We start from the raw sequence: 20,701 nt of genomic DNA on the forward strand, positions 1-20,701 counted from the left end.
CGCTGTTGGGACTTCCAACAGCGGTTTTTGATTGCATTATTTCTCTTTTATAACAACCCAAAAAACTTCTCGCCACCATTGCGCTTAAAGCGAACGAATCTTTTTAATTGCCCTGTCTAAAAAAGCAACATCTTCAATCGCTTCAACGTCGCCGGCATCCATTAACCGTGCCACTTCAGAATCGATCGGCAATTCGCCTAAAATATCCAGCGCCTTTTCTTCTGCGATGGATGCCAAATCGCTGGCTCCAAAAACATTAATCTTTTCGCCGCAATGCGGGCATCTCAGATAGCTATAATTTTCTACTACTCCCAAAACAGAAACGCCCATCATCTTGGCCATATTCATCGCTTTCTCAACAATCATCGCAACCAGATCCTGCGGCGAGGTAACTATGATAATGCCGTCGACGGGCAGCGACTGAAAAATGGTCAGCGGCACATCCCCGGTTCCCGGAGGCATATCGATCAGCAGCACGTCTTCATTCGTCCATACGACATCTGTCCAAAATTGTTTGACCGCGCCGGCGATCACCGGCCCGCGCCAAATCACCGGATCCGTATCATTTTCAAGCAAAAGATTCATCGACATCAAATCAATTCCTGTTTTGGATGTTACCGGATAGAAATAATTCTCCGTTCCCTTTGCCTTTTCTGTGATGCCAAAGACCTTGGGAATAGAAGGCCCGGTGATATCTGCATCCATAATGCCCACTTTTAACCCGGCGCGCTGCAGGGCCACCGCCAATTGTGATGTAACTGTTGTTTTCCCAACGCCCCCCTTACCGCTGACAACGCCAATGATCTTTTTGACAGAGCTCAGTGGATTGGCTTCTGCTTTGAAATTCGGTTCCGGTCGTTTGGGTATTTTCTTTTCTGTTTCGCTCATTTTTACCTCTTCTATTTATCTTTTGCTATTACTATAACATAAAGCTGTCCCATTTTCACGATGGACTTAACTTCGGCGAATAACCGTGCTTAATTAAAAAGACTTTTTCTTGATGCGTCAGTCTTTTCTTAATGAGGGCCTCGCGGCTCATCGCTTTTTGCTTATCAGCATACGATTCTGAATACACCAATTGCACTGGTCGTCGCACGCGCGTGTATTTCGCCCCTCTGCCGGCATTATGGATTTTAATGCGTTTAGTTAAATCGTTCGTGTATCCGGTATAAAAAGAACCATCTGCACATTGAAGCATATAAACATAATATTTTCCCATATTCATCACAAGTTTAATTTCATGGCCGGATGCCTTTCCGTTGGCAAGGCCAACATAAAACAAGCAGTCGGTTAAGACTGCCTGTTTCCGTCATCTAAGCCATCATTTCTTTCACTTTCATCAGGCGCGTGGTCGTGCTGCGTTCATTTTCTTCCAAACGCATCACAATGTATTTAATGGATGCCTGCATTTCCGGAATCATCACGTGTTCCAACGCGTTCACCCGTCGCCGCGTTTTTTCGATTTCATCGGTTAACATATTGCAGGTTTTTTCGACCTCCGCCAGTTCGACCAGTAAGGGCATCAATTCCGCCACGTCCAAAACAGCTTGATCTAATTCACCGGATGAAAATGCAAAACTGTATGGTAAATCTGCCGTGTCCGTTTTGCCTTCATAGCGCAGCGTGGGCACGTCCACATTCATGATATTTTGTTTGCCCACTGCGACCGAGGCCTCCCTCGCTGGACAAAGCAATGCTTCCGTGACCGCATCAGCCCCCATTCTGGCCTCCGCAATGGAAAATCGTTTCATGGCATGGGCCAGCTTTTTATCAATTTCTTCCCGCAATTCTTTATTCTTTTTAATATAGGCCATAAAGCGCCGGACCATTTCGTCTCGTTTGTCTTTTAAAAGCTTATGACCTCTTGTCGCTGTGGCCAAACGCGTTTTTAAACGGGTTAATTCCATCCGCGTCGGATTAATTTGAGCGGCCATGATTATGCCTCCTCGTTATTTTCCTGGGAAGATGGTAAATATTTTTCGATATAAGTTTCCTTGACTCGTTTAAGTTCAGATTTCGGCAAAATAGAAAGCAATTCCCATCCGATACGCAGTGTCTCTTCGATGGAGCGATTGGTCTGAAAGCCCTGGTTGATGTAGCGTTCCTCGAAAGCTTCAGCAAACTGCGCATAAATTTTATCGATATCCGACAGCGCTGCATCTCCGAGGATCACGGCCAATTCCTTGGCATCCTTTCCGCGGGCATAAGCCGAGAAGAGCTGGTTCATGGTGTCCGCATGATCTTCGCGGGTTTTGCCATCACCAATGCCCTTGTCCTTCAGACGGCTCAGCGATGGCAGCACATCAATCGGCGGCCGAATCCCACGCATGTTTAAATCTCGGGATAGAATGATCTGCCCTTCCGTGATATATCCTGTCAAATCCGGAATCGGATGGGTGATGTCATCTTCCGGCATCGACAGAATCGGGATCTGGGTGATCGATCCTTTTTTCCCACGGATACGACCGGCACGTTCGTAAAGGGAAGCCAAATCTGTATAAAGGTATCCGGGGTAACCGCGGCGGCCCGGCACTTCTTTGCGCGCCGCCGAGACTTCACGCAACGATTCCGCATAATTTGTGATATCTGTCAAAATCACCAGCACGTGCATGCCCAATTCATAGGCAAGGTATTCCGCGCAAGTGATCGCCATCCGCGGTGTCGCAATCCGTTCAACCGCCGGATCGTTCGCGTAGTTCATAAAGAGCACAGCCCGCTCAATGGCACCCGTCTTTCGGAAATCCTTGATAAAATAATCGGCCTCTTCAAAGGTAATCCCAATGGCCGCAAACACAACGGCAAAGTCTTCACTGTTGTCCAACACCTTCGCCTGTCTGGCGATCTGCGCCGCCAGCTGCGCATGGGGCAGCCCGGAGCCGGAAAATACCGGCAGCTTCTGACCTCGAACCAAAGTGTTCAAACCGTCAATCGCTGAAATTCCCGTTTGAATAAATTCAGCCGGATAGTCTCTGGCTACCGGATTCATCGGCGCGCCGTTAATATCGAGTCGTTTTTCAGCAATAATATCCGGCCCGTCATCTTTCGGCCGGCCCATGCCATCGAAAACACGCCCCAGCATATCCCGGCTGACGCCTAATTCAATGCCGTGTCCCTGAAATGTCACTTTGGCATCAGAAATTTTTAGCCCCTGTGAGGTTTCAAACAACTGAACCAGCGCTGCATCTCCATCGATTTCCAAAACGCGGCCAATGCGTTTCTCACCGTTGGCCTGCTTAATTTCAACCAACTCATCGTACTTGACGTCCTCGACGCGATCAACCAACATCAACGGTCCGACGACTTCTCGAATGGTTTTATATTCCTTATTCATTTGATCCCCGTCCTTCCGTCAATGCCTCGAAGTCATTGCCGATTTCCGTTTTGATTGCATCGTAGCTCGCCGTTTTTTCATCTTCCGGCACATACTTCATCCGCGCAATGCGTTCACGCACGGGCATCTCGGCAATATCTTGAAATCTCACATCCGTTTTTAATGCCGACTGTCCCAGATGATACCAATGTAAAATCATTTTTAAAATCGCGTATTGCTTATCGAGCGACGAATAGGTATCCACATCATCAAACGCCGATTGATGCAAATAATCCTCACGGATTGACTGAGCACATTCCAATGTCAGACGATCGTCAAAGCTCAAAGCGTCCACTCCGACCAGACGAACAATTTCATCTAATTCGGATTCTTTTTGCAAAATATTCATGGTTTCCTGAACCATAGCTGACCAGTCCGATGCCACTTCTTTGTCAAAGTAAGTGTTCATCTGATCGCTGTAAAGCGAGTAACTCTGCAGCCAATCAATCGCTGGGAAGTGACGCTTGTGCGCCAAATCGGCACTCAATCCCCAGAAGACCTTCACAATGCGAAGGGTCGCTTGGGAAACCGGCTCGGAAATATCACCACCGGGCGGCGACACTGCGCCAATGGCCGAGATGGCCCCATAGCGTTCGTCACTTCCCAAACATTTAACGTAACCGGCTCTTTCATAAAACTCTGACAGGCGCGACGACAGATAGGCCGGATACCCCTCTTCACCAGGCATTTCTTCTAAACGGCCTGACATTTCGCGCAGGGCTTCTGCCCACCGAGAGGTTGAGTCGGCCATAATCGCCACTTTATATCCCATATCTCTGAAGTATTCCGCAATGGTAATGCCCGTGTAAATCGAAGCTTCCCGGGCTGCCACCGGCATATCCGACGTATTGGCAATCAGCACTGTCCGTTTCATCAAAGACAATCCTGTCCGCGGATCCTTCAGCTCCGGAAACTCCATCAGCACATCTGTCATTTCATTGCCGCGTTCTCCACAGCCAATATAAATAATGATGTCTGCATCCGCCCATTTGGCCAATTGATGCTGAATCACCGTTTTCCCCGATCCAAATGGTCCCGGGATAGCGGCCACCCCACCTTTTGCAATGGGGAATAACGTGTCGACAACCCGCTGCCCGGTTACCATCGGTTCATCCGGTGCCAATTTGTTTTGATACGGACGGCCTCTTCGGACCGGCCAAGTTCGCAACATCGCCACATCGCGAATACTGCCGTCCTCTTCTTTAATTTTAGCAACTGGTTCCGTAATCGTTGCCTCGCCATTCAAAACCCAGCTCACCGTGCCGGACAAATCTGTCGGCATCATAATTTTATGTAAAACGGCCGGGGTTTCCTGAACGGTTCCGATCACATCTCCCGGTTGCAGAATATCTCCGACATTCGCTGCCGGCTTGAATGTCCATTTTTTTTCTCGGTCCAATTTGGGGACGTCGATCCCCCTGGTGATTCGATCTCCCGCCTGTCGATAAATTGTTGTCAGCGGGCGCTGAATCCCGTCAAAGATCCCTTCAATTAAGCCCGGCGCCAGCTCAACAGACATGGCTTCCCCCATCATATAAACGGGCTCGCCCGGGCCCAGTCCCGCTGTCTCTTCATAAGCTTGAATCGATGCGCGGTCTCCGCGCAATTCGATAACCTCACCGATGATCCTTTTCTCGCTTACTCGGACAACATCATACATCTGCACGTCGGCCATCCCATCTGCGACGATCAGAGGGCCGGCGACTTTAACAATGCTGCCGGTTTTATTTTGATTCGGTTGACTCACCTTATCGTATCTCCTTCCTACAGAATATCGGCACCGATGGCTTTTTCCACATTCTGCTGAATGCCCTGCATGCCCAATCCTTCCGATCCCAATCGACTTGGAATGGGAATAATAGCCGGAAAGGGCGTCGTTTTATAGCTATCGATTGTTTCCTGTGCCAATAGTGCAGCTTGCTCTGTAATGTAAATGACTGCGTAATGTTCCTTTGCCAGATCCCGGATTGCTTTTTGTATCGTATCTTGATCTTGCGCATAGACGATTGTGAATCCCAATGCTTTAAAAATCATGATGGATTCCTGATCGCCTATAACAGCGATTTTGGCGCTATTTTTCTTTGCATCCAATTCTATCACCCCGCAATCCCGAGACTGACCAATGAGGAAAGCATCCCTGCACGTTTTTGTGCAAACAGCACCCTCAAGGCCTTCGCCTCGTTTTCTCGGCACAGCAGATAATAAACAATCGGACCGATACCAAAGGAATCATTCCGCGATTCTTTAATCACAGAAGACGTTAATTGATCCATCGCCTGTTCTAATTGCCCAATATCGGCATTCTGCGCATATTGATCAAACATCTTTCGCAATGCGTCCCGATGATTGCCTTTTGCCAGCACTTTCGACAATTGATCATCTGGCAGGCCAACGGCAGCCAGCAGATTTTCCCGATCCAAAGAACCTGATTCAATCATCATTTTCTGCACTTTTTTCGCATCCCACTTAAGGGCATTCCCCCGCACAATTGCGAGCATATTGCCGCAGTCAATTTTAAGGGAAAAATAGTCTCTGACCAACGCATAGTTTTTCTTCCGCGACGAAAGAATGTCATGAATATGCGCAAAGATGGCTCGGTCCACACCGGCGCTGATCATCATTGGATCCTCTTCATCTATTAGAACCGCTATCATCTCTTCAATGGGGCTTGGCAAATCACCGCCACCATTCGTTTCAAACGCTTTGAGCAACTGTTCAATGGGAATGGATCCTCCGGAATGAAGCAGATTTTTGGTATCCATCCTCTGATGCAAGCCCTTTAATAAAATCTTTAAATTGTAGGCATCTTCCGGCAGCAAAAATAATTTGATAATCTCAGGTTCCGGAGCGATCTCTTTTGCCACCTGGTAAGCATCCATTAATTCAGCATCTACCAAAGGTTCAATTTGCGTTTTCTCTTTTGCATTTGTACCATAGCCACTTTCGATTAAAATACGCAACGCATCTTTTTCATTTGCTTCAATCAGGCGATTCCACATTTTCTCGTCGAGCAAATGTGCCGACAGCCCTGTGATTCGTCCGACCGCAAAGGGATAACTATTTGAAGCCATGTCTACGCCTCATGTTGGTCGTCAAACAGAATTGCAGCTACCTGGTGTTCATATTTTTCTCTCACGGCATCGAGTAAAACATCGAAATCGCCATTGATATCCGAATCTTCACCGACCAACATCACGCCAGCCTCAAAATCCGCCGGCTGGTCATCCAGCGTCAATTGACCGGACAAACCATTGGCCTGCAATCCACGATTGAGCGAGTCCAAAAATCCATTTTTATATTTTTCACGATCCCGCATCGGAACACGCAATTTGCCATCACCCGTCACCACTGATTCAGCAACCATAGAAGCGATTAAAACAGACCACTTTTCATCATCTAAATGACGGAGCTGCTCTCTGGCTCCGTCAAAGGCTTCATCGATCACCTTTCGCTTGGCTGCCAACGTATTTTTTCGTGTTTCGAGATGACTCATCAATTCACTGCGATCATGAATCTCAGCAATCGCCACTTTATTTTTTTCAAGAAGTGTTTTGCGATCCTTCTCTATTTGACGTGCCATTTCTTCTTTAATTGCTTGTACACGGCGATCGCCTTCTGCCATAATAGATTCGGCCTCTGCTTCGGCTCCTTTCAATATTTTTTCGATAATGATATTTTCAGCCATAAGCGCTACCCTTTCAATATTAAGTGCTGTGTTTATTTAATACCAAATAAAAGCAAGATAGATGCCAAAAGTGCTAAAATAGCGTACGTTTCAACCAACGCCGTCATCGTAATCCCTTTAGCTGAAGAATCTGGATCCTTGCCTGTCATATGGATTGAGGCGGCCGCTGTCTTCCCCTGATAGATCCCAGAAACCAAGCCAACCACAGCAATCGGCAAAGCCGCGGCAAAATACGCCCAGCCTTGAAGGACTGTTAAATTTGCCGGATTTCCGGAAATCAGCCCCGTTTGGACCATAATTAAAACAGCCATCAAAAATCCATAGATTCCTTGTGTTCCCGGCAAAGCTTGTAGCACAAGAACTTTCCCAAATAGATCAGGCTGTTCAGAACAGACCCCTGCCGCAGCCTGTCCAGCGCATTGAACGCCCCACACTGATCCTATTCCTGCCAACAAAGCACTAATACCTGCACCAAAAGCCGCAATAATAATTCCTAAAGACATTTTTTGTTCCTCCCTTTACTTTTATGTTTTAATTTTTATTGCTTTTAATCACTTTACATTAACATATTTTGACTGTATTGACAGTGGCTTAAAAGGTATTCCACCGCCCTGATAAAATCGATTAAAAAATTCGATATACTGTAATCGGCTGTCGTGGACGTAGGCCGACAACAAGCTCATTGCCAGGTTAAACACGTGACCGATCAAATAAATGAAAATTGCAGCAATCCATCCAATCGGATTCACGGCAACCATATGTGCCAGGAGATTCATAACCATGCCAATGACTCCTGTCGCTAAACTCAATGCCAAAATCCGAGAATAAGATAAAATATCACTTAAATATGAGCTGATATCATAAAGCCCTAAAAGGCCGCCTGCAATTTTCCCAAAGATATTTGATCTGTCCCTTCCTGCTGTCAGTAAAATCACCATCGCTCCAAGGATGGCCATTATCTTTCCAATGGTCGCCAATGCCGGTACAAATAGCAATCCAAGCCCAATGATAAGAACTATCCAACTAACCTGATCAAAAATGGCATCCAACCAGTGTCCGGCCTTAACCTGTTCAGCAATTTTAATTCCCATACCGGAAAACATATGCAAAACGCCCACGATCATGGTGAAAATCAGCATTTTCATCGGCTGATTCAAAGGAGCAAATAAAAGCGGATGCCAGGTTTCTCCAAAATATGATCCAAATAAAACACCAAACAAAATTGTCGTCGCGGAAGAGTAAAACAAAACATTAATCAGTTTTGCAAAATCCCCCTTGGGTTTCATCAGTTTTTTGGCTGCAAAAAACAACACGGCCATACAAGCACCGTATCCAACGTCTCCCATCATCATGCCAAAAATCACCCAATACCATGGACCTGCAACTAGCGCCGGATCCAATTCTCCCGGTTGTGGCTTGGAAAACATATCGGTAATGGTTTCAAATTGTGCCCAAAAACGCGGATTGCGCGTGACTGTAGGAGGCATCTCGCCTTCTTCCGGTTCAACCAAGCTCAAATCAAAAACAGTTGTCACTTTTCCGATGGCTTGTTTCACCTTATCCACACGATCTTCGCAAACCCACCCATAAAGGCAGGTCGTAGCCTCGCTTTGAACATACACGACTTCCTCGCGTTGCAGTTGGGCTTCGTATTGCTCGCTTAAAAGGGCTAAATCTTTTTCGTCTTCTGCAAAAGACATGATTTGATTCTGGATTTCCTCTATTTGTTCTTGGCATTGGGCTATTGCCGTTTTATTTTCTGAAATCAAATCTTGGGGTGACCCTTTTTTCCGCGGAAAATTCACATCCACGAAGCCCAGTTCTCGGAATTGCTTTTCAAAATCATTTTGGTCCCCGACATATTGAATGGCAAGTGCCGCTTTCCCTTCTGACGCCGCGCCAAAGAACTGCAAGTCCACTTGACAGGCCCGTGCCATGGCAGATGCCTCTTCTTCTAATCCTATCGGCAGGTAACCTGCTAACACGCGAACATGGGATGTGTCCTTAACCGCCAGTAAATCAACATTCAAATCTTTCCAAGGCTGAAGCGTGTCAACTTGGCTTTCGAGATTTGATATGCGATTGTGCAGCTCCGAAATTCTGGCCGTTGCTGCTTCAAGCTTATCCTGAATTTTTTCGCCCCGTTCATTTCTTTGCGTAAAAGTTTCATAAGAAATCTGAGGCTGATCTTCAAAAAATGTTCTCTTTCCTGTGTGGCGCCTCAGAAATTTGAGCATGGCCGCCGCATCCTGAGCCTTAGATGCCGTTTGAGAATCCGTGGTTAATGTTTCGGTTTCATCCGGCGCAACAGCCATAAATTCTCCGGTGCGCTGCAATGCCATTAATATTTTCGGCAGATCCTCCTTTAAAACAATCAGTCGGGCCTTGCTCATCGGAATAATCATGAATCCTCAACCCTTTCAAGAATATATTTGACCGCATCGCTTAAATGTGTTCTGCCGGCTGCGATAATGCTTTCATCGTTTTCACCATCGGCTTTAATCCGCGATCGCAGGTAAGTTTCCGCCTTGTCTTCCGCTCTTTTGATTGCCAATGCACACTCTTCCCGAATCTGAGCCAACGTGCGCTCGTGCTCCGCGTCGGCTTCCTGGCGAGCCACTTTTATTTTTTCTCTGGCATTTGCCTTGGCTTGCTGGCGTATTTTCTCGGCTTTCGCTTCTGCATCGCGAATTTCATCCAGTATGGACATCCTTTTCACCACCTTCTATAAATAAAATAACAGTCCATGATTATATTACCATGAACTGCTGTAAAAGTTAATCATTTTTTCTGCTTTCCTCAACCGTTACGTTAATAAAGCTTTTTTTACAATATCGACCGCCTGATCAATTTCGTCCCGAGACACGATCAGCGGTGGCACAAAGCGCAATGTCGATGCTCCCGCGCTACAGATCAATAACCCATTTCGAATACATTCTTTAATAATCTCACTTGGATTACCCGTGATTTCGGCGCCTAACATGAGCCCCCTGCCGCGCACATCGACAACTTTTCCAGTTTCGGCTTTAAGCGCCATTAATTTGTCTTTCAGATAAGCTCCCTTATCTGTCACTTCCGACAAAAAATCAGCTTTTCCAACCTGATCAAGCACATAATTGGCAGCTGCTGTTGCCAACGGATTGGCACCAAAGGTTGACGCGTGGGTTCCTGGCCCAAACGCTTGTGCCACGCGATCGCATGCCAAGATACCTCCCATTGGTACCCCACCGGCAATCCCTTTGGCAAAAGAAACGACATCCGGTTTTAAACCGTATTGCTCATAGGCAAAGAAAGTTCCCGAGCGGCCAATACCACATTGAACTTCATCCACAATCATAACGATATTTTGTTCATCACAAAGCTGGCGAACCTTTTTTAGGTATTCTGGGGCCGCCGGATAGACACCGCCTTCTCCCTGAACGGGCTCTAACAGAATTGCGCAGGTCTTCGCTGAAACCTGCTGCGCCAGCGCTTCATAATTATTAAAGGGCACATGAGAAATTTCTGGCATCAACGGATTTAAATTTTTCTGATACTTTGGCTGCCCTGTCGCCGTGATGGCCGCATAGGTGCGGCCGTGAAACGAATGATCCATCGCAATGATCTCGACGGCTTCTTTAGATTTATGCAATTTAGCATAGATTCTTGCCAATTTCATTGCCGCCTCGTTGGCTTCCGCCCCGCTATTGCAAAAGAAAGCCTTATCCAGTCCGCTGAGTTTCGTCAATTTTTCTGCGACGGTGATCATCGGTTTATGCCAATACAAATTCGAAATGTGCATCATCTTACCGCATTGACTCGCAATGGCCTGGTTCAACCCCGAGTGATTATAGCCCAAACAATTGACGGCAATCCCGCCGACAAAATCCAGGTATTCTTTACCTTCCACATCGGTTAAGGTGCAGCCGTCTCCATGGTCAAACACGATGGGAAACCGCGTGTAAGTCGGCATAATCACCGCATTGCCCCGATCAATTAGTGCTCGTGTTTTCACTTTTTACTCCTTGTCATACTTTGGAAAATCATCTTTAATCATTGTACCGCACCCAGCCGCCGTAAATAATTCTAAAAGAATTGAGTGCTCGATGCGTCCATCCAAAATGTGCACGGATTTAACACCGCCTTCAATAGCATTCACTGCATTTTCTACTTTAGGAATCATCCCGCCGGAAATAACCCTTTGGCTAATTAAATCATACACTTCATGCGTGCCCAAACGCCCGATAATCGAATTGGGATCATCATGATCCATATAGACCCCTTCGGTATCTGTCAAATAGATGAGTTTTTCGGCTTTAAGTTTTTTAGCAATGGCATAAGCAACATGGTCCGCATTGATATTATACGTTTGTTTATTTCTGTCATAGCCGATTGGCGCGATTACCGGAACATAATCATTGCGAAGCATGTCCTGCAAAATAGCATCCTTTATCCGCGTAATCTCCCCAACATAACCAATATCTTTTCCATGGGACAACTTTTTCTTGACGCGCAGCATGCCGCCATCTTTTCCGGAAATCCCCACAGCATTGATGTCGCGATTTTGAAGTAATTGAACAATTTCTTTGTTGATTTTCCCACAAAGCACCATTTCTGCAACGCTCACCGTCTCTTTGCTGGTAACCCGAAGCCCGTCCATAAATTCAGATTGAATATCGAGCTGATCCAGCATTGACGAAATATCCTTCCCGCCGCCGTGCACCACAATGGGACGAATGCCCACCAATTTCATCAGTGCGATATCATCCATCACCGAATATTTAATATCTTGGTCGTCCATAAAAGAACCGCCGTATTTGATTACAACCGTCTTATCACTGAACTCCCGGATATAGGGCAGCGCCTCGATTAGGGTATTGGCCTTTTCAATGTACTGGCTCATATTTTCAATCATGTTTCGCCTTCTTTCTTATGAACGGTAGTCACCGTTAATGTGCACATATTCGTGGGAAAGATCACATCCCCATGCCTTGGCCCGATAAATACCCATGCCCATATCAATCAGCACATCAATGTCTTTTTCAGACAAAATTTCTGCTGCCGCGGTCTCATTAAAGGCGACAGGTGTTCCCCCTTCAAGCAATTTTAATGAGCCGCGGGCGCTGCTAAATATAAGATTGATCGTATTCGGATCGAATTGAACGCCGGAAGCGCCGATTGAAGACAGCACGCGTCCCCAGTTAGCATCTTCACCATAAAACGCTGTTTTAACCAGGTTTGATTTTATTACCGCTTTGGCTAATAATTTTGCTTCAAAAACCGATTCCGCGTTGATCACAGACACTTCAATAAACTTTGTCGCGCCTTCTCCATCACGGACGATTGATTTTGCAATGCGTTCATTAACAGCATACAGCGCATTAAAAAACGAACCATATGCCTCCGATTCGGGATTATCGATGCAGGGAGTATCGGCCATGCCATTGGCCATCACCAAAACCGTGTCGTTGGTGCTCATATCGCCGTCCACCGACATCATATTATAGGTATCTTCCGTGATGATGCTGAGCATCTGCTGCAGACATTGCCGATCGATATTGGCATCCGTTGTCACAAAAGAAAGCATGGTTGCCATATTGGGACAAATCATCCCGGATCCCTTGGCCATCGCCCCGATTTTAACCGTCCTGCCTTCAATGTCTAATTCAACCGCCGCCGTTTTAGAAACCAGATCCGTTGTTAAGATCGCACGGCTCGCTGTGTCTGCACCTTCAACCGACAATCCGTCGACTAACGCAGGAACGGCATCGGTGATTTTATTCACCGGCAGCAGAACGCCGATGACCCCCGTGGAAGACACGAACACCTGATCCGTTTCACAATTCAGAGCTGTTGCCACAATCTGTGCCTCATCACGGACATCCTGCAATCCCTTTTCTCCGGTGCAAGCATTGGCGTTGCCGCTGTTGACAATCACCGCTTTAATCGCGTTGCCTTCTGAGACAATGCGGTTGTCCCAAAGAACCGGCGCTGCTTTAACCGCATTTTTAGTTGTGACAATCGCTGGAATCGCCGGCTTTTTGGAAACAATTAATGCGGTATCTAATTGATCATTTTCTTTAAGCCCAGCCGCCACACCAAAAGCTTTGTAACCCTGCGGCGCTGTTATGCCGCCGTCAATCCATTTATATTTTTCACCCATCGCGTGTGTCTCCTTAATATTACACAGGATAATCCGAAATCAAATCTATCCCCGTCTTTTCTGGCAAATCAAACATCAGATTCATATTCTGCACCGCCTGGCCGGCCGCCCCTTTAATCAGATTATCAATGGCGCCCATCGCAATCACGCGATTCGTCCGCTGATCGACTTGAACACCGATATCGCAGAAATTGGTTCCTTTAACCCACTTGGTATCTGGAATTCGTCCCTCTATTAAACGGACAAAATACTCATCACGATAAAAATCACGATAGAGCTGACGAATATCTTCCTCCGACATAGCCCTGCCCGCTTCGTTTAAACGCGCGTAGCAAACTGCCAAGATGCCGCGATTCATCGGCACCAGATTCGGTGTAAACAACAGCTGGACCGACTGGTGGCACAAGGCCCCTAATTCCTGTTCGATTTCAGGCGTATGTCGGTGGGATGCCACCTTGTATGGTTTAATCGATTCTGTACATTCGCAAAACATATAGGGCAGCTGATCCGTTCGGCCGGCGCCGGTGACACCGGATTTCGCATCGATAATGATAGAGTCCGCATCAATAATTCCGGCTTGAACCAAAGGCGCCAGCGTTAAAATGCTGCACGTGGTATAGCATCCGGGATTGCCGATCAGCTGCGCTTGTTTGATTGCCTCGCGATGCAGTTCCACTAATCCGTAAACCGCCTCGTTCATTACAGCTTGTCCATGGTGCTCCACCTGATACCACTGCTCATAAATATTCAGATCCTTCAATCTGAAATCCGCGCCGAGATCAATCACCTTCGTTTTTTCCAGCACGTCCGGCGTCACTTGCTGAGAGGCAATGCCATGAGGAAGAGCCAGAAATACCACATCTGCCATTTCCGAAAGTTCTTTCAAAGAGCGATTGGTACAGACTGCCTCGGAAATATGTTCATATAATGGATAGACTTCTTTTAATGGTTGTCCTTCATAAGATCGCGACCCCACCGAAATGATCTCAACTTTCGGATGTCGAGACAGCAGTCGAAGGAGCTCTTGCCCGGCGTATCCCGTTGCGCCAATAATTGCCGCTTTAATCATTTGTTTCACCTCTATTGAATATTGATGGGCATCGGCTCTTCCAAAATATACCGTTATGCGGCTTCTTTTAAAAGAACGGATTTTTTTAGCAACTTGTTGCATTATACTCCACATATAATGAATAATCAAGCATAATTACGCATATTTATAAATTTATTCGTATATTATTTCATTTATTCCTTGATTTCTCCAAATCCATATTGTATAATCATTCACAGTTTAAATTAGTTCCAGGAGGAATCACATGTCTGAAAATAAAAAAGTCATCTTGGCTTATTCTGGCGGATTGGATACAACAACCATCGTGCCATGGCTGAAAGAAACTTACAATTATGATGTAATCTGTGTTTGCGTGGATGTCGGACAAGGAAGAGAAACCGACGGGCTCGAAGAAAAAGCATTGAAAAGCGGTGCATCCAAATGCTACATTGTCAATGTGATCGATGAATTTGTTGAGGAATACTGCTGGCCTGCCTTGAAGGCCGATGCTATTTACGAAAAAAAATATTTACTCGGAACGTCTCTCGCCCGGCCGCTAATTTCCAAAGTCCTCGTGGACTACGCGCACAAAGAAGGGGCTGAAGCCATCTGCCATGGCGCCACCGGCAAGGGCAACGACCAGGTTCGTTTCGAACTGGGGATCGGTGCGCTGGATCCGCGGCTTAAAATCATTGCACCTTGGCGAGAATGGGATCTCCAGTCCCGGGAAGACTTGATGGACTTTTGTATCGAACACGACATCAAAGTCAGCACCAGTCACGACCAGTCATACAGCCGTGACACCAATCTTCTGCACATGAGCCACGAGGGTTTGGAACTCGAAGACCCTGCTATCGAACCGAATTATAAACACATCCTCCGCGTGACCAACGCATTGGACGAAGCCCCGGACGAAGCCGAAGAAATTAAAATCGAATTTGCCAAAGGCGAACCCATTGCCATCAATGATCAGAAAATGTCTCCCCGAGAAATTCTTGAAGTCTGCAATAAAATTGGCGGAAAACACGGGATTGGCGTCATCGATCTGATTGAAAACCGCGTGGTCGGTATGAAATCCCGTGGGATTTATGAAACGCCGGGCGGCAGCATTTTATACCGTGCCCATGAAGAGCTCGAACACATGTGTCTCGATCGCGAAACTTTCGCTTTTAAAGAACAAGCTTCAGTCAAATTTGCCGAAATTGTCTATGGCGGTCAGTGGTTTACACCTCTGCGGGAAGCTTTATCAGCCTTTTTTGATGAAACGCAAAAAACCGTTACCGGTATCGTCAAACTAAAACTGTATAAGGGCAATATGATTTTGACTTATGTCACCTCTCCCTACTCGCTTTATAACGCAGAAATCGCCAGCTTCACCACCGGCGATCTCTACAATCACAAAGACGCAGAAGGCTTTATCCATCTTTACGGTCTGCCGCTGCGCGTGCGAGCGCTAATGCGCTTGAGCACTCAGGAAAAAGGTCAGGATATCGACTAATCCTAAGCTTTGTAAATCTAAATAAGGAATTAAAATGGCAAAAAAACTTTGGAGCGGTCGGTTTCAAAAAGGAACCGATGCGCTCACCGACGATTTTAACTCTTCCATCGCTTTCGATCAGCGGCTGTATCATCAGGATATTCGCGGCTCGATTGCCCATGCTAAGATGCTCGGCAAGCAAAAGATCATCCCTGAGGATGACGCTGATCTGATTGTTAAAACCCTTCAGGAAATTCTTGAAGATATCAAAGTAGGCAAGATTACGTTCTCCATTGAAATGGAAGATATTCACATGAATATCGAAGCCCTATTGATCGACCGCATCGGGGACGTTGGCAAAAAACTCCATACTGGTCGGAGTCGAAACGACCAGGTCGCGACAGACATGCATCTTTATGTCAAAGACATCTGCGCGATCATCATCGATGACATTAAACAGCTGGCAACCACACTGCTCGATCTGGCCTATGCCAACACGGAAACCATTATGCCGGGTTACACCCATCTGCAGCGAGCCCAGCCCATTACATTTGCCCATCATCTTCTGGCTTATGTGGAGATGCTAAAGCGCGACATTAAACGCTTCCGTCAGGTCATTGACATGGCCGATACGCTGCCGCTGGGCGCCAGCGCATTAGCCGCGACCACTTATCCGTTGGATCGGTACTTCGTGGCTGAACAGCTTCAATTTTCCGGCATTGCTCTCAACAGTCTGGACGCTGTTTCCGATCGTGATTTTTGCATTGATTTCCTGGAAGCCGTTTCCGTACTGATGATGCACCTCAGCCGTTTTTCGGAGGAAATTGTGCTTTGGAGTTCCGCCGAATTCCATTTTCTCACCCTTGATGATGCTTTTTCGACCGGCTCTTCTATTATGCCACAAAAAAAGAACCCCGACATTGCGGAGCTCGTTAGAGGCAAGACCGGACGGACCTATGGCGATCTCATCAGTCTTCTGACCGTGATGAAAGGAATCCCCCTCGCCTACAACAAGGATATGCAGGAAGATAAAGAACCGATATTCGACGCTTTTGACACGGTGACCATCTGCTTGCGCACTTTTGATAAAATGATAGGCACAGCGACCGTTAATGTTCAGGATATGCGCCGTGCAGCGGCCGGAGGCTTTTCTAACGCAACTGACGCTGCTGATTGGCTCGTCAAAAATGGTGTCCCCTTCCGCGATGCCCACGGCATCGTCGGCCAGCTCGTTTTTTATTGTATTGAGCATCAGAAAAACCTAGACGAATTAAGCCTTGAAGAATATCAAGCCATCGACCCTATTTTCAATAAAGAAATCTATGCCGCAATTAACCTCAACAATTGTGTCAATCAACGTAAAATTGTCGGCGGCCCTGCCAAAGCCACAGTAGAACGTGCCATTGCCATCAATCGTGGTCAAATCAAAAAATTATAACTATTTTTTATCTCGATGCATCCACATACATCTGCATCGGGATTCTTTACGGCAAAAAACACTAAAGCCATCCTTCCGTTTACAACGTTTTGGATGGCTTTAGCACGCTTGTTCTGTTTCGGTTATACTCATGTGATTTTGGGACTCACCCCTTTATATTTATTTCAATAAATCTGGCTTTGTCCACGCTATCGTCTCTATAAGCGAATAGTCGCGGCTTTTTTTCAAAACCTGAAGTTCTTTTACTCATCTTTCCAGCTTTTCGAATAAATCTTCCGCTGTGAATAAAACTAATTTTATTCACGATTTATTCATCCGCTTGACTCGATTTGATCATTTTAATCAAACTCCGATCAAACCATTTATCAAGCCTCTTTCAAAATTATGTTTCGAATACGCAAGTCACCAACTAAAAGATTTTCTATCTTCCCTTAGTGCCGTCTCACTATTACTCGATCAGACAAATGTCTGTTAAATCTTATGGATAAGAGAGTTCTTCGGTTTTGAATGACCTGAAACAGTGAACGCTTCTCGTTGCGTTTTGCTTCAATTTATTGATTACTTATATTATAGCAGGTTTTTCGTGAATGTAAAGGTTTTATATTATTTTTATCAAATGAATCTCGAATCTTAATTTTACATTTTTTCAATGTATTCATTTCTGGCCGTTTCCGGCGTCCAGTTCAAATTCAAAGTGCACCGATGAAGCCCCCAATCCAATGCGCTGCCTAAGCCCAATACCGCAAATTGATTCAATTGCTCAATAACCTGGACCGGTTTTACTGTCGCTTGATCGATAAACTTTGTCTGCAAACCAAAAATAAGTGTATCAGATCTGATATCCGCTGTTAATTTCTCAATAAAAGGTCGAATATTTTTTTCGATATATTTTCCTTTCTTATTTCGTTTTTGTATATTGATTTGCATTTGCTTCAAAAAAGTCTCAACGGCTTCTTCAACTGCTGGCGCACTAAACGCCCCCGGAACCGTTATGCAATATTCCGCGCCCTTAATCGCTGCCGTTAACGAGGGCACTTTGCCATTCATCACCCAAGCTTCGATGATCATCAGCCCTTCCGGCATCGATCGATTAAATGCTTGAATAAAAATGTCCGGTTCCATCGTCTGTGTTAAAATCACATCCCCATATTCGCAGTCCGATGTCATTCCGACCGGCATGGCTTGGCCAAAAGCCATCTTGGGATGAGCGTGAAACCCCCGAGAATAAGCCAAGGGAATCCCCGCCCTTCGAAATGCTCGCTGAAAGGCCGACTGCTGATCAAGATGGGATAAAAACCGCAGGGAAGTCCCCCGCCTAAATTTAAATCGCATGGTTATTTCGTTTTGTTGGGAATGATTCCGTTCAGCCATGGCATTGCCACCCTTCGTCAAATTGCATAATGCCGCAATTGGCACAGCCCTCCCGGCAAAACGGTGTGGTTGCTTCTTCTTCTGCTCGCTTCATTTCCCTGATTAAAAAAGTCTTGGTCACACCGATATCAATAAAATCCCAGGGGAGCAATTCATCAAAATCCCGATGCCGAAGCGCATAAAATTCCGGATTAACGTCACTGTCCTTGAAAGCCTGCCGCCATTTGGCTTTGTCAAAACATTCGTTCCAGCCATCAAAAACACACCCCAATTCCCAGGCCCGTTTCAACGCACGCCCGACTCTTCTGTCGCCACGCGCCATCACCGCCTCGTAAAAACTGACAATCGATTCATGCCAATTGTATTTAATCTGGCGACTTTTAATCTCACGTTTGAGCATTTTTTGCTTATCCATAAAATCGCTGATGCGATCCTGTCCAAACCATTGGAAAGGCGTAAATGGCTTCGGCACAAAGCACGAAGTACTGACGACCACCTTGCAAGAACGGTTGCGCATTTCCTTTGGTGTTTGCGCATAACAAGCCACCGCTTTTTCTGCCAGATCCGCAATGCCGGCAATATCTTCCGCTGTTTCCGTGGGCAATCCCATCATGAAATACAACTTGATATGCCCCCATCCTTTTTGGAAGGCTTGCGTAACTGTGCTCATTAGATCTTCTTCCGTAACGTTTTTATTGATAACATCCCGCATGCGCTGGGTCCCGCCCTCCGGCGCCAATGTGATCCCGCTCTTTCGGACTTTTTGAATCTGCTCAAGCATATCAACCGATACCGAATCAATGCGTAAAGACGGAAGCGAAATCGCAACGTGCTGATCATCATAGCGTGCGACTAAATCAGCAATGAGATGATCAATCTCCGGATAATCTCCGGAAGACAGCGACAACAATGTCATTTCGTCATAGCCCGTTGTCTCAAGCAGTCGTGCTATGCCGGATTCAATACAATCCACCGACTTATCGCGGGTCGGGCGATAAATCATCCCCGCCTGGCAAAAACGGCAACCTCGACCGCAGCCGCGAAAAAGTTCATAGGGAATCCGATCGTGAACCGTATCATGATAGGGCATCACCAATTTATCGGGATAATATACATGCTCTAGATCCCGGATGTAGCGTTTGGAAACCACGGTCGGCACACTGTCATCCACCGGGGTAAAGGCCGCCAAAGTGCCATCTTCATTGTAAGATGGCGTGTAAAGCGCCGGCACATAAACACTTTTGATGGTCTGAGCAACATGTTTGAGCCAGTCGTGTCGTCTTTTCTTTCCATACCGGCGTTTCCACTGCTTATAATCGTCGATGATTTCCAGCGTGAGCTCTTCTCCCTCGCCAATGGCAAACACATCGATAAAATCTGCCAACGGCTCCGGATTATATACGCAAGGCCCCCCGGCGATAACAATCGGGTCCTCATCCCTTCGATCCTTCGATTCAACAGGGATCCCCGCCAAATCAATCATATTCAGCACGTTGGTGTAGGACATTTCATATTGCAAGGTAAATCCCAAAAAATCAAAATCGGCAATAGGATCCATGGTTTCAAGCGCGTAAAGCGGCACTTGATGGACACGCATCTGTGCCTCCATATCTGTCCAGGGGGCAAAAACCCGCTCGCAAAAAACGCCCCGTTGCTCGTTCAAAAGGGCGTACAGTATTTTCATGCCAAGATGAGACATCCCAACCTCATAAGTATCCGGGAAAGCGAATGCAAATCGCACGTCCATCGCCTTTGGATCTTTATGAATCGCATTAACTTCGTTGCCCTGATAGGTAATCGGTTTTTGGACTCTGGGCAGAATATGTTGATCAACAAATGATTTATCTATTGTTGGATGTTTTATTGTTATCTTCCTTTTTTCCATGCCAACATGATACCTTAGGCTTTTCGTGATGTCAAAATTTTTAGTGTTTTCTCTTATTAAAGCCTATCCACACATCTAACGCACGGTTTTTTGCATCTTGAATTGTCAAGTCAAGTGCAACACAGTTGAATGATAGACTTCATAGGGCGTTCTAAATCCGAGGCACTTCCGTGGTCGTTTGTTCATTTCATCCACTTTGCTTTGTATATACGCTTCTGACACATTATTAAGGTTGGAGCTCTTAGGGAAATACTCTCTAAGAAGACCATTGGTATTTTCATTCGT

General features: G+C 46.2%; 20 protein-coding genes. 2 read left to right on the top strand and 18 right to left on the bottom strand.

Annotation, left to right across the window (positions count from 1 at the left end; translation table 11 throughout):
• Positions 1–84: 84 nt before the first annotated feature.
• The 15 genes from V3C63_RS07460 to argC all read right to left on the bottom strand — a co-directional run bounded on the left by V3C63_RS07460 (position 85) and on the right by argC (position 14,266).
• Positions 85–888 carry an Mrp/NBP35 family ATP-binding protein gene (locus V3C63_RS07460; protein ID WP_329887169.1) on the bottom strand — a complete coding sequence of 268 codons (804 nt, stop codon included), beginning with the start codon at positions 886–888 and terminating at the stop codon, positions 85–87.
• A 55-nt stretch (positions 889–943) separates the two neighbouring features.
• On the bottom strand, positions 944–1,225 hold the full coding sequence (locus V3C63_RS07465) for a GIY-YIG nuclease family protein (RefSeq protein ID WP_329887189.1): 282 nt from the start codon (positions 1,223–1,225) through the stop codon (positions 944–946).
• Between the two features lie 88 nt (positions 1,226–1,313).
• Entirely contained in the window at positions 1,314–1,934 is a 621-nt protein-coding gene (locus tag V3C63_RS07470) for a V-type ATP synthase subunit D (protein WP_329887170.1), read from the bottom strand.
• A gap of 2 nt (positions 1,935–1,936) precedes the next feature.
• A complete protein-coding gene (locus V3C63_RS07475; protein WP_329887171.1) occupies positions 1,937–3,331 on the bottom strand; it encodes a V-type ATP synthase subunit B in 1,395 nt (464 codons plus the stop codon).
• Positions 3,324–5,117, bottom strand: a complete 1,794-nt coding sequence (locus V3C63_RS07480; protein ID WP_329887172.1) for a V-type ATP synthase subunit A — start codon at positions 5,115–5,117, stop codon at positions 3,324–3,326. Before V3C63_RS07480 ends, V3C63_RS07475 begins: the two co-directional genes overlap by 8 nt.
• A gap of 17 nt (positions 5,118–5,134) precedes the next feature.
• Positions 5,135–5,470, bottom strand: a complete 336-nt coding sequence (locus tag V3C63_RS07485; RefSeq protein ID WP_329887173.1) for a V-type ATP synthase subunit F — start codon at positions 5,468–5,470, stop codon at positions 5,135–5,137.
• Positions 5,467–6,441, bottom strand: a complete 975-nt coding sequence (locus V3C63_RS07490) for a V-type ATPase subunit (protein WP_329887174.1) — start codon at positions 6,439–6,441, stop codon at positions 5,467–5,469. The genes V3C63_RS07485 and V3C63_RS07490 overlap by 4 nt, the downstream gene beginning before the upstream one ends.
• Before the next feature lie 2 nt (positions 6,442–6,443).
• Positions 6,444–7,055 carry a V-type ATP synthase subunit E gene (locus V3C63_RS07495; RefSeq protein WP_329887175.1) on the bottom strand — a complete coding sequence of 204 codons (612 nt, stop codon included), beginning with the start codon at positions 7,053–7,055 and terminating at the stop codon, positions 6,444–6,446.
• A 32-nt stretch (positions 7,056–7,087) separates the two neighbouring features.
• Entirely contained in the window at positions 7,088–7,558 is a 471-nt protein-coding gene (locus V3C63_RS07500; protein WP_329887176.1) for a V-type ATP synthase subunit K, read from the bottom strand.
• Positions 7,559–7,606: 48 nt separating this feature from the next.
• Positions 7,607–9,460, bottom strand: coding sequence for a V-type ATP synthase subunit I (locus V3C63_RS07505; RefSeq protein ID WP_329887177.1), 1,854 nt, complete (start codon positions 9,458–9,460; stop codon positions 7,607–7,609).
• A complete protein-coding gene (locus tag V3C63_RS07510) occupies positions 9,457–9,765 on the bottom strand; it encodes a F0F1 ATP synthase subunit B family protein (RefSeq protein WP_329887178.1) in 309 nt (102 codons plus the stop codon). Before V3C63_RS07510 ends, V3C63_RS07505 begins: the two co-directional genes overlap by 4 nt.
• 96 nt (positions 9,766–9,861) lie before the next feature.
• Positions 9,862–11,007, bottom strand: coding sequence for an aspartate aminotransferase family protein (locus tag V3C63_RS07515; RefSeq protein WP_329887190.1), 1,146 nt, complete (start codon positions 11,005–11,007; stop codon positions 9,862–9,864).
• Positions 11,008–11,052: 45 nt separating this feature from the next.
• Positions 11,053–11,949, bottom strand: coding sequence for an acetylglutamate kinase (gene argB, locus V3C63_RS07520; RefSeq protein WP_329887179.1), 897 nt, complete (start codon positions 11,947–11,949; stop codon positions 11,053–11,055).
• 15 nt (positions 11,950–11,964) lie between these two features.
• The gene (argJ, locus tag V3C63_RS07525) at positions 11,965–13,197 is read right to left on the bottom strand and encodes a bifunctional glutamate N-acetyltransferase/amino-acid acetyltransferase ArgJ (protein WP_329887180.1); all 1,233 of its coding nucleotides are present in this window, start codon (positions 13,195–13,197) and stop codon (positions 11,965–11,967) included.
• 19 nt (positions 13,198–13,216) lie between these two features.
• Complete coding sequence (gene argC / locus V3C63_RS07530; protein ID WP_329887181.1) at positions 13,217–14,266, bottom strand: N-acetyl-gamma-glutamyl-phosphate reductase; 1,050 nt, start codon at positions 14,264–14,266, stop codon at positions 13,217–13,219.
• Positions 14,267–14,510: 244 nt separating this feature from the next.
• On the opposite strand from argC, the gene V3C63_RS07535 reads away from it, so the two are divergent.
• Complete coding sequence (locus V3C63_RS07535) at positions 14,511–15,743, top strand: argininosuccinate synthase (protein ID WP_329887182.1); 1,233 nt, start codon at positions 14,511–14,513, stop codon at positions 15,741–15,743.
• 34 nt (positions 15,744–15,777) lie between these two features.
• Complete coding sequence (argH, locus tag V3C63_RS07540) at positions 15,778–17,160, top strand: argininosuccinate lyase (protein ID WP_329887183.1); 1,383 nt, start codon at positions 15,778–15,780, stop codon at positions 17,158–17,160.
• Between the two features lie 636 nt (positions 17,161–17,796).
• Here the strand turns inward: argH and V3C63_RS07545 are convergent.
• The 3 genes from V3C63_RS07545 to V3C63_RS07555 form a co-directional block, all read right to left on the bottom strand.
• Positions 17,797–18,576, bottom strand: coding sequence for a TIGR03936 family radical SAM-associated protein (locus tag V3C63_RS07545; protein WP_329887184.1), 780 nt, complete (start codon positions 18,574–18,576; stop codon positions 17,797–17,799).
• Positions 18,524–20,416 carry a TIGR03960 family B12-binding radical SAM protein gene (locus V3C63_RS07550; RefSeq protein ID WP_329887185.1) on the bottom strand — a complete coding sequence of 631 codons (1,893 nt, stop codon included), beginning with the start codon at positions 20,414–20,416 and terminating at the stop codon, positions 18,524–18,526. The genes V3C63_RS07545 and V3C63_RS07550 overlap by 53 nt, the downstream gene beginning before the upstream one ends.
• A 105-nt stretch (positions 20,417–20,521) precedes the next feature.
• A partial coding sequence (locus tag V3C63_RS07555) for a transposase (protein ID WP_425355364.1) occupies positions 20,522–20,701 on the bottom strand: 180 nt, incomplete at its 5' end.

The organism is Pseudoramibacter faecis (assembly GCF_036289405.1).
GTDB lineage: Bacteria > Bacillota > Clostridia > Eubacteriales > Eubacteriaceae > Pseudoramibacter > Pseudoramibacter faecis.

Excerpts from the sequence above, each read along its gene's own strand:
- V3C63_RS07495 (WP_329887175.1), bottom strand. The coding sequence starts at position 7,055 with ATGGCTGAAAATATCATTATCGAAAAAATATTGAAAGGAGCCGAAGCA.
- argC (WP_329887181.1), bottom strand. The coding sequence starts at position 14,266 with ATGATTAAAGCGGCAATTATTGGCGCAACGGGATACGCCGGGCAAGAG.
- V3C63_RS07490 (WP_329887174.1), bottom strand. The coding sequence starts at position 6,441 with ATGGCTTCAAATAGTTATCCCTTTGCGGTCGGACGAATCACAGGGCTG.
- V3C63_RS07550 (WP_329887185.1), bottom strand. The coding sequence starts at position 20,416 with ATGGAAAAAAGGAAGATAACAATAAAACATCCAACAATAGATAAATCA.
- V3C63_RS07475 (WP_329887171.1), bottom strand. The coding sequence starts at position 3,331 with ATGAATAAGGAATATAAAACCATTCGAGAAGTCGTCGGACCGTTGATG.
- V3C63_RS07465 (WP_329887189.1), bottom strand. The coding sequence starts at position 1,225 with ATGAATATGGGAAAATATTATGTTTATATGCTTCAATGTGCAGATGGT.
- V3C63_RS07500 (WP_329887176.1), bottom strand. The coding sequence starts at position 7,558 with ATGTCTTTAGGAATTATTATTGCGGCTTTTGGTGCAGGTATTAGTGCT.
- V3C63_RS07535 (WP_329887182.1), top strand. The coding sequence starts at position 14,511 with ATGTCTGAAAATAAAAAAGTCATCTTGGCTTATTCTGGCGGATTGGAT.
- argJ (WP_329887180.1), bottom strand. The coding sequence starts at position 13,197 with ATGGGTGAAAAATATAAATGGATTGACGGCGGCATAACAGCGCCGCAG.
- V3C63_RS07505 (WP_329887177.1), bottom strand. The coding sequence starts at position 9,460 with ATGATTATTCCGATGAGCAAGGCCCGACTGATTGTTTTAAAGGAGGAT.
- V3C63_RS07460 (WP_329887169.1), bottom strand. The coding sequence starts at position 888 with ATGAGCGAAACAGAAAAGAAAATACCCAAACGACCGGAACCGAATTTC.
- V3C63_RS07515 (WP_329887190.1), bottom strand. The coding sequence starts at position 11,007 with ATGCCGACTTACACGCGGTTTCCCATCGTGTTTGACCATGGAGACGGC.
- V3C63_RS07470 (WP_329887170.1), bottom strand. The coding sequence starts at position 1,934 with ATGGCCGCTCAAATTAATCCGACGCGGATGGAATTAACCCGTTTAAAA.
- argH (WP_329887183.1), top strand. The coding sequence starts at position 15,778 with ATGGCAAAAAAACTTTGGAGCGGTCGGTTTCAAAAAGGAACCGATGCG.
- argB (WP_329887179.1), bottom strand. The coding sequence starts at position 11,949 with ATGATTGAAAATATGAGCCAGTACATTGAAAAGGCCAATACCCTAATC.
- V3C63_RS07510 (WP_329887178.1), bottom strand. The coding sequence starts at position 9,765 with ATGTCCATACTGGATGAAATTCGCGATGCAGAAGCGAAAGCCGAGAAA.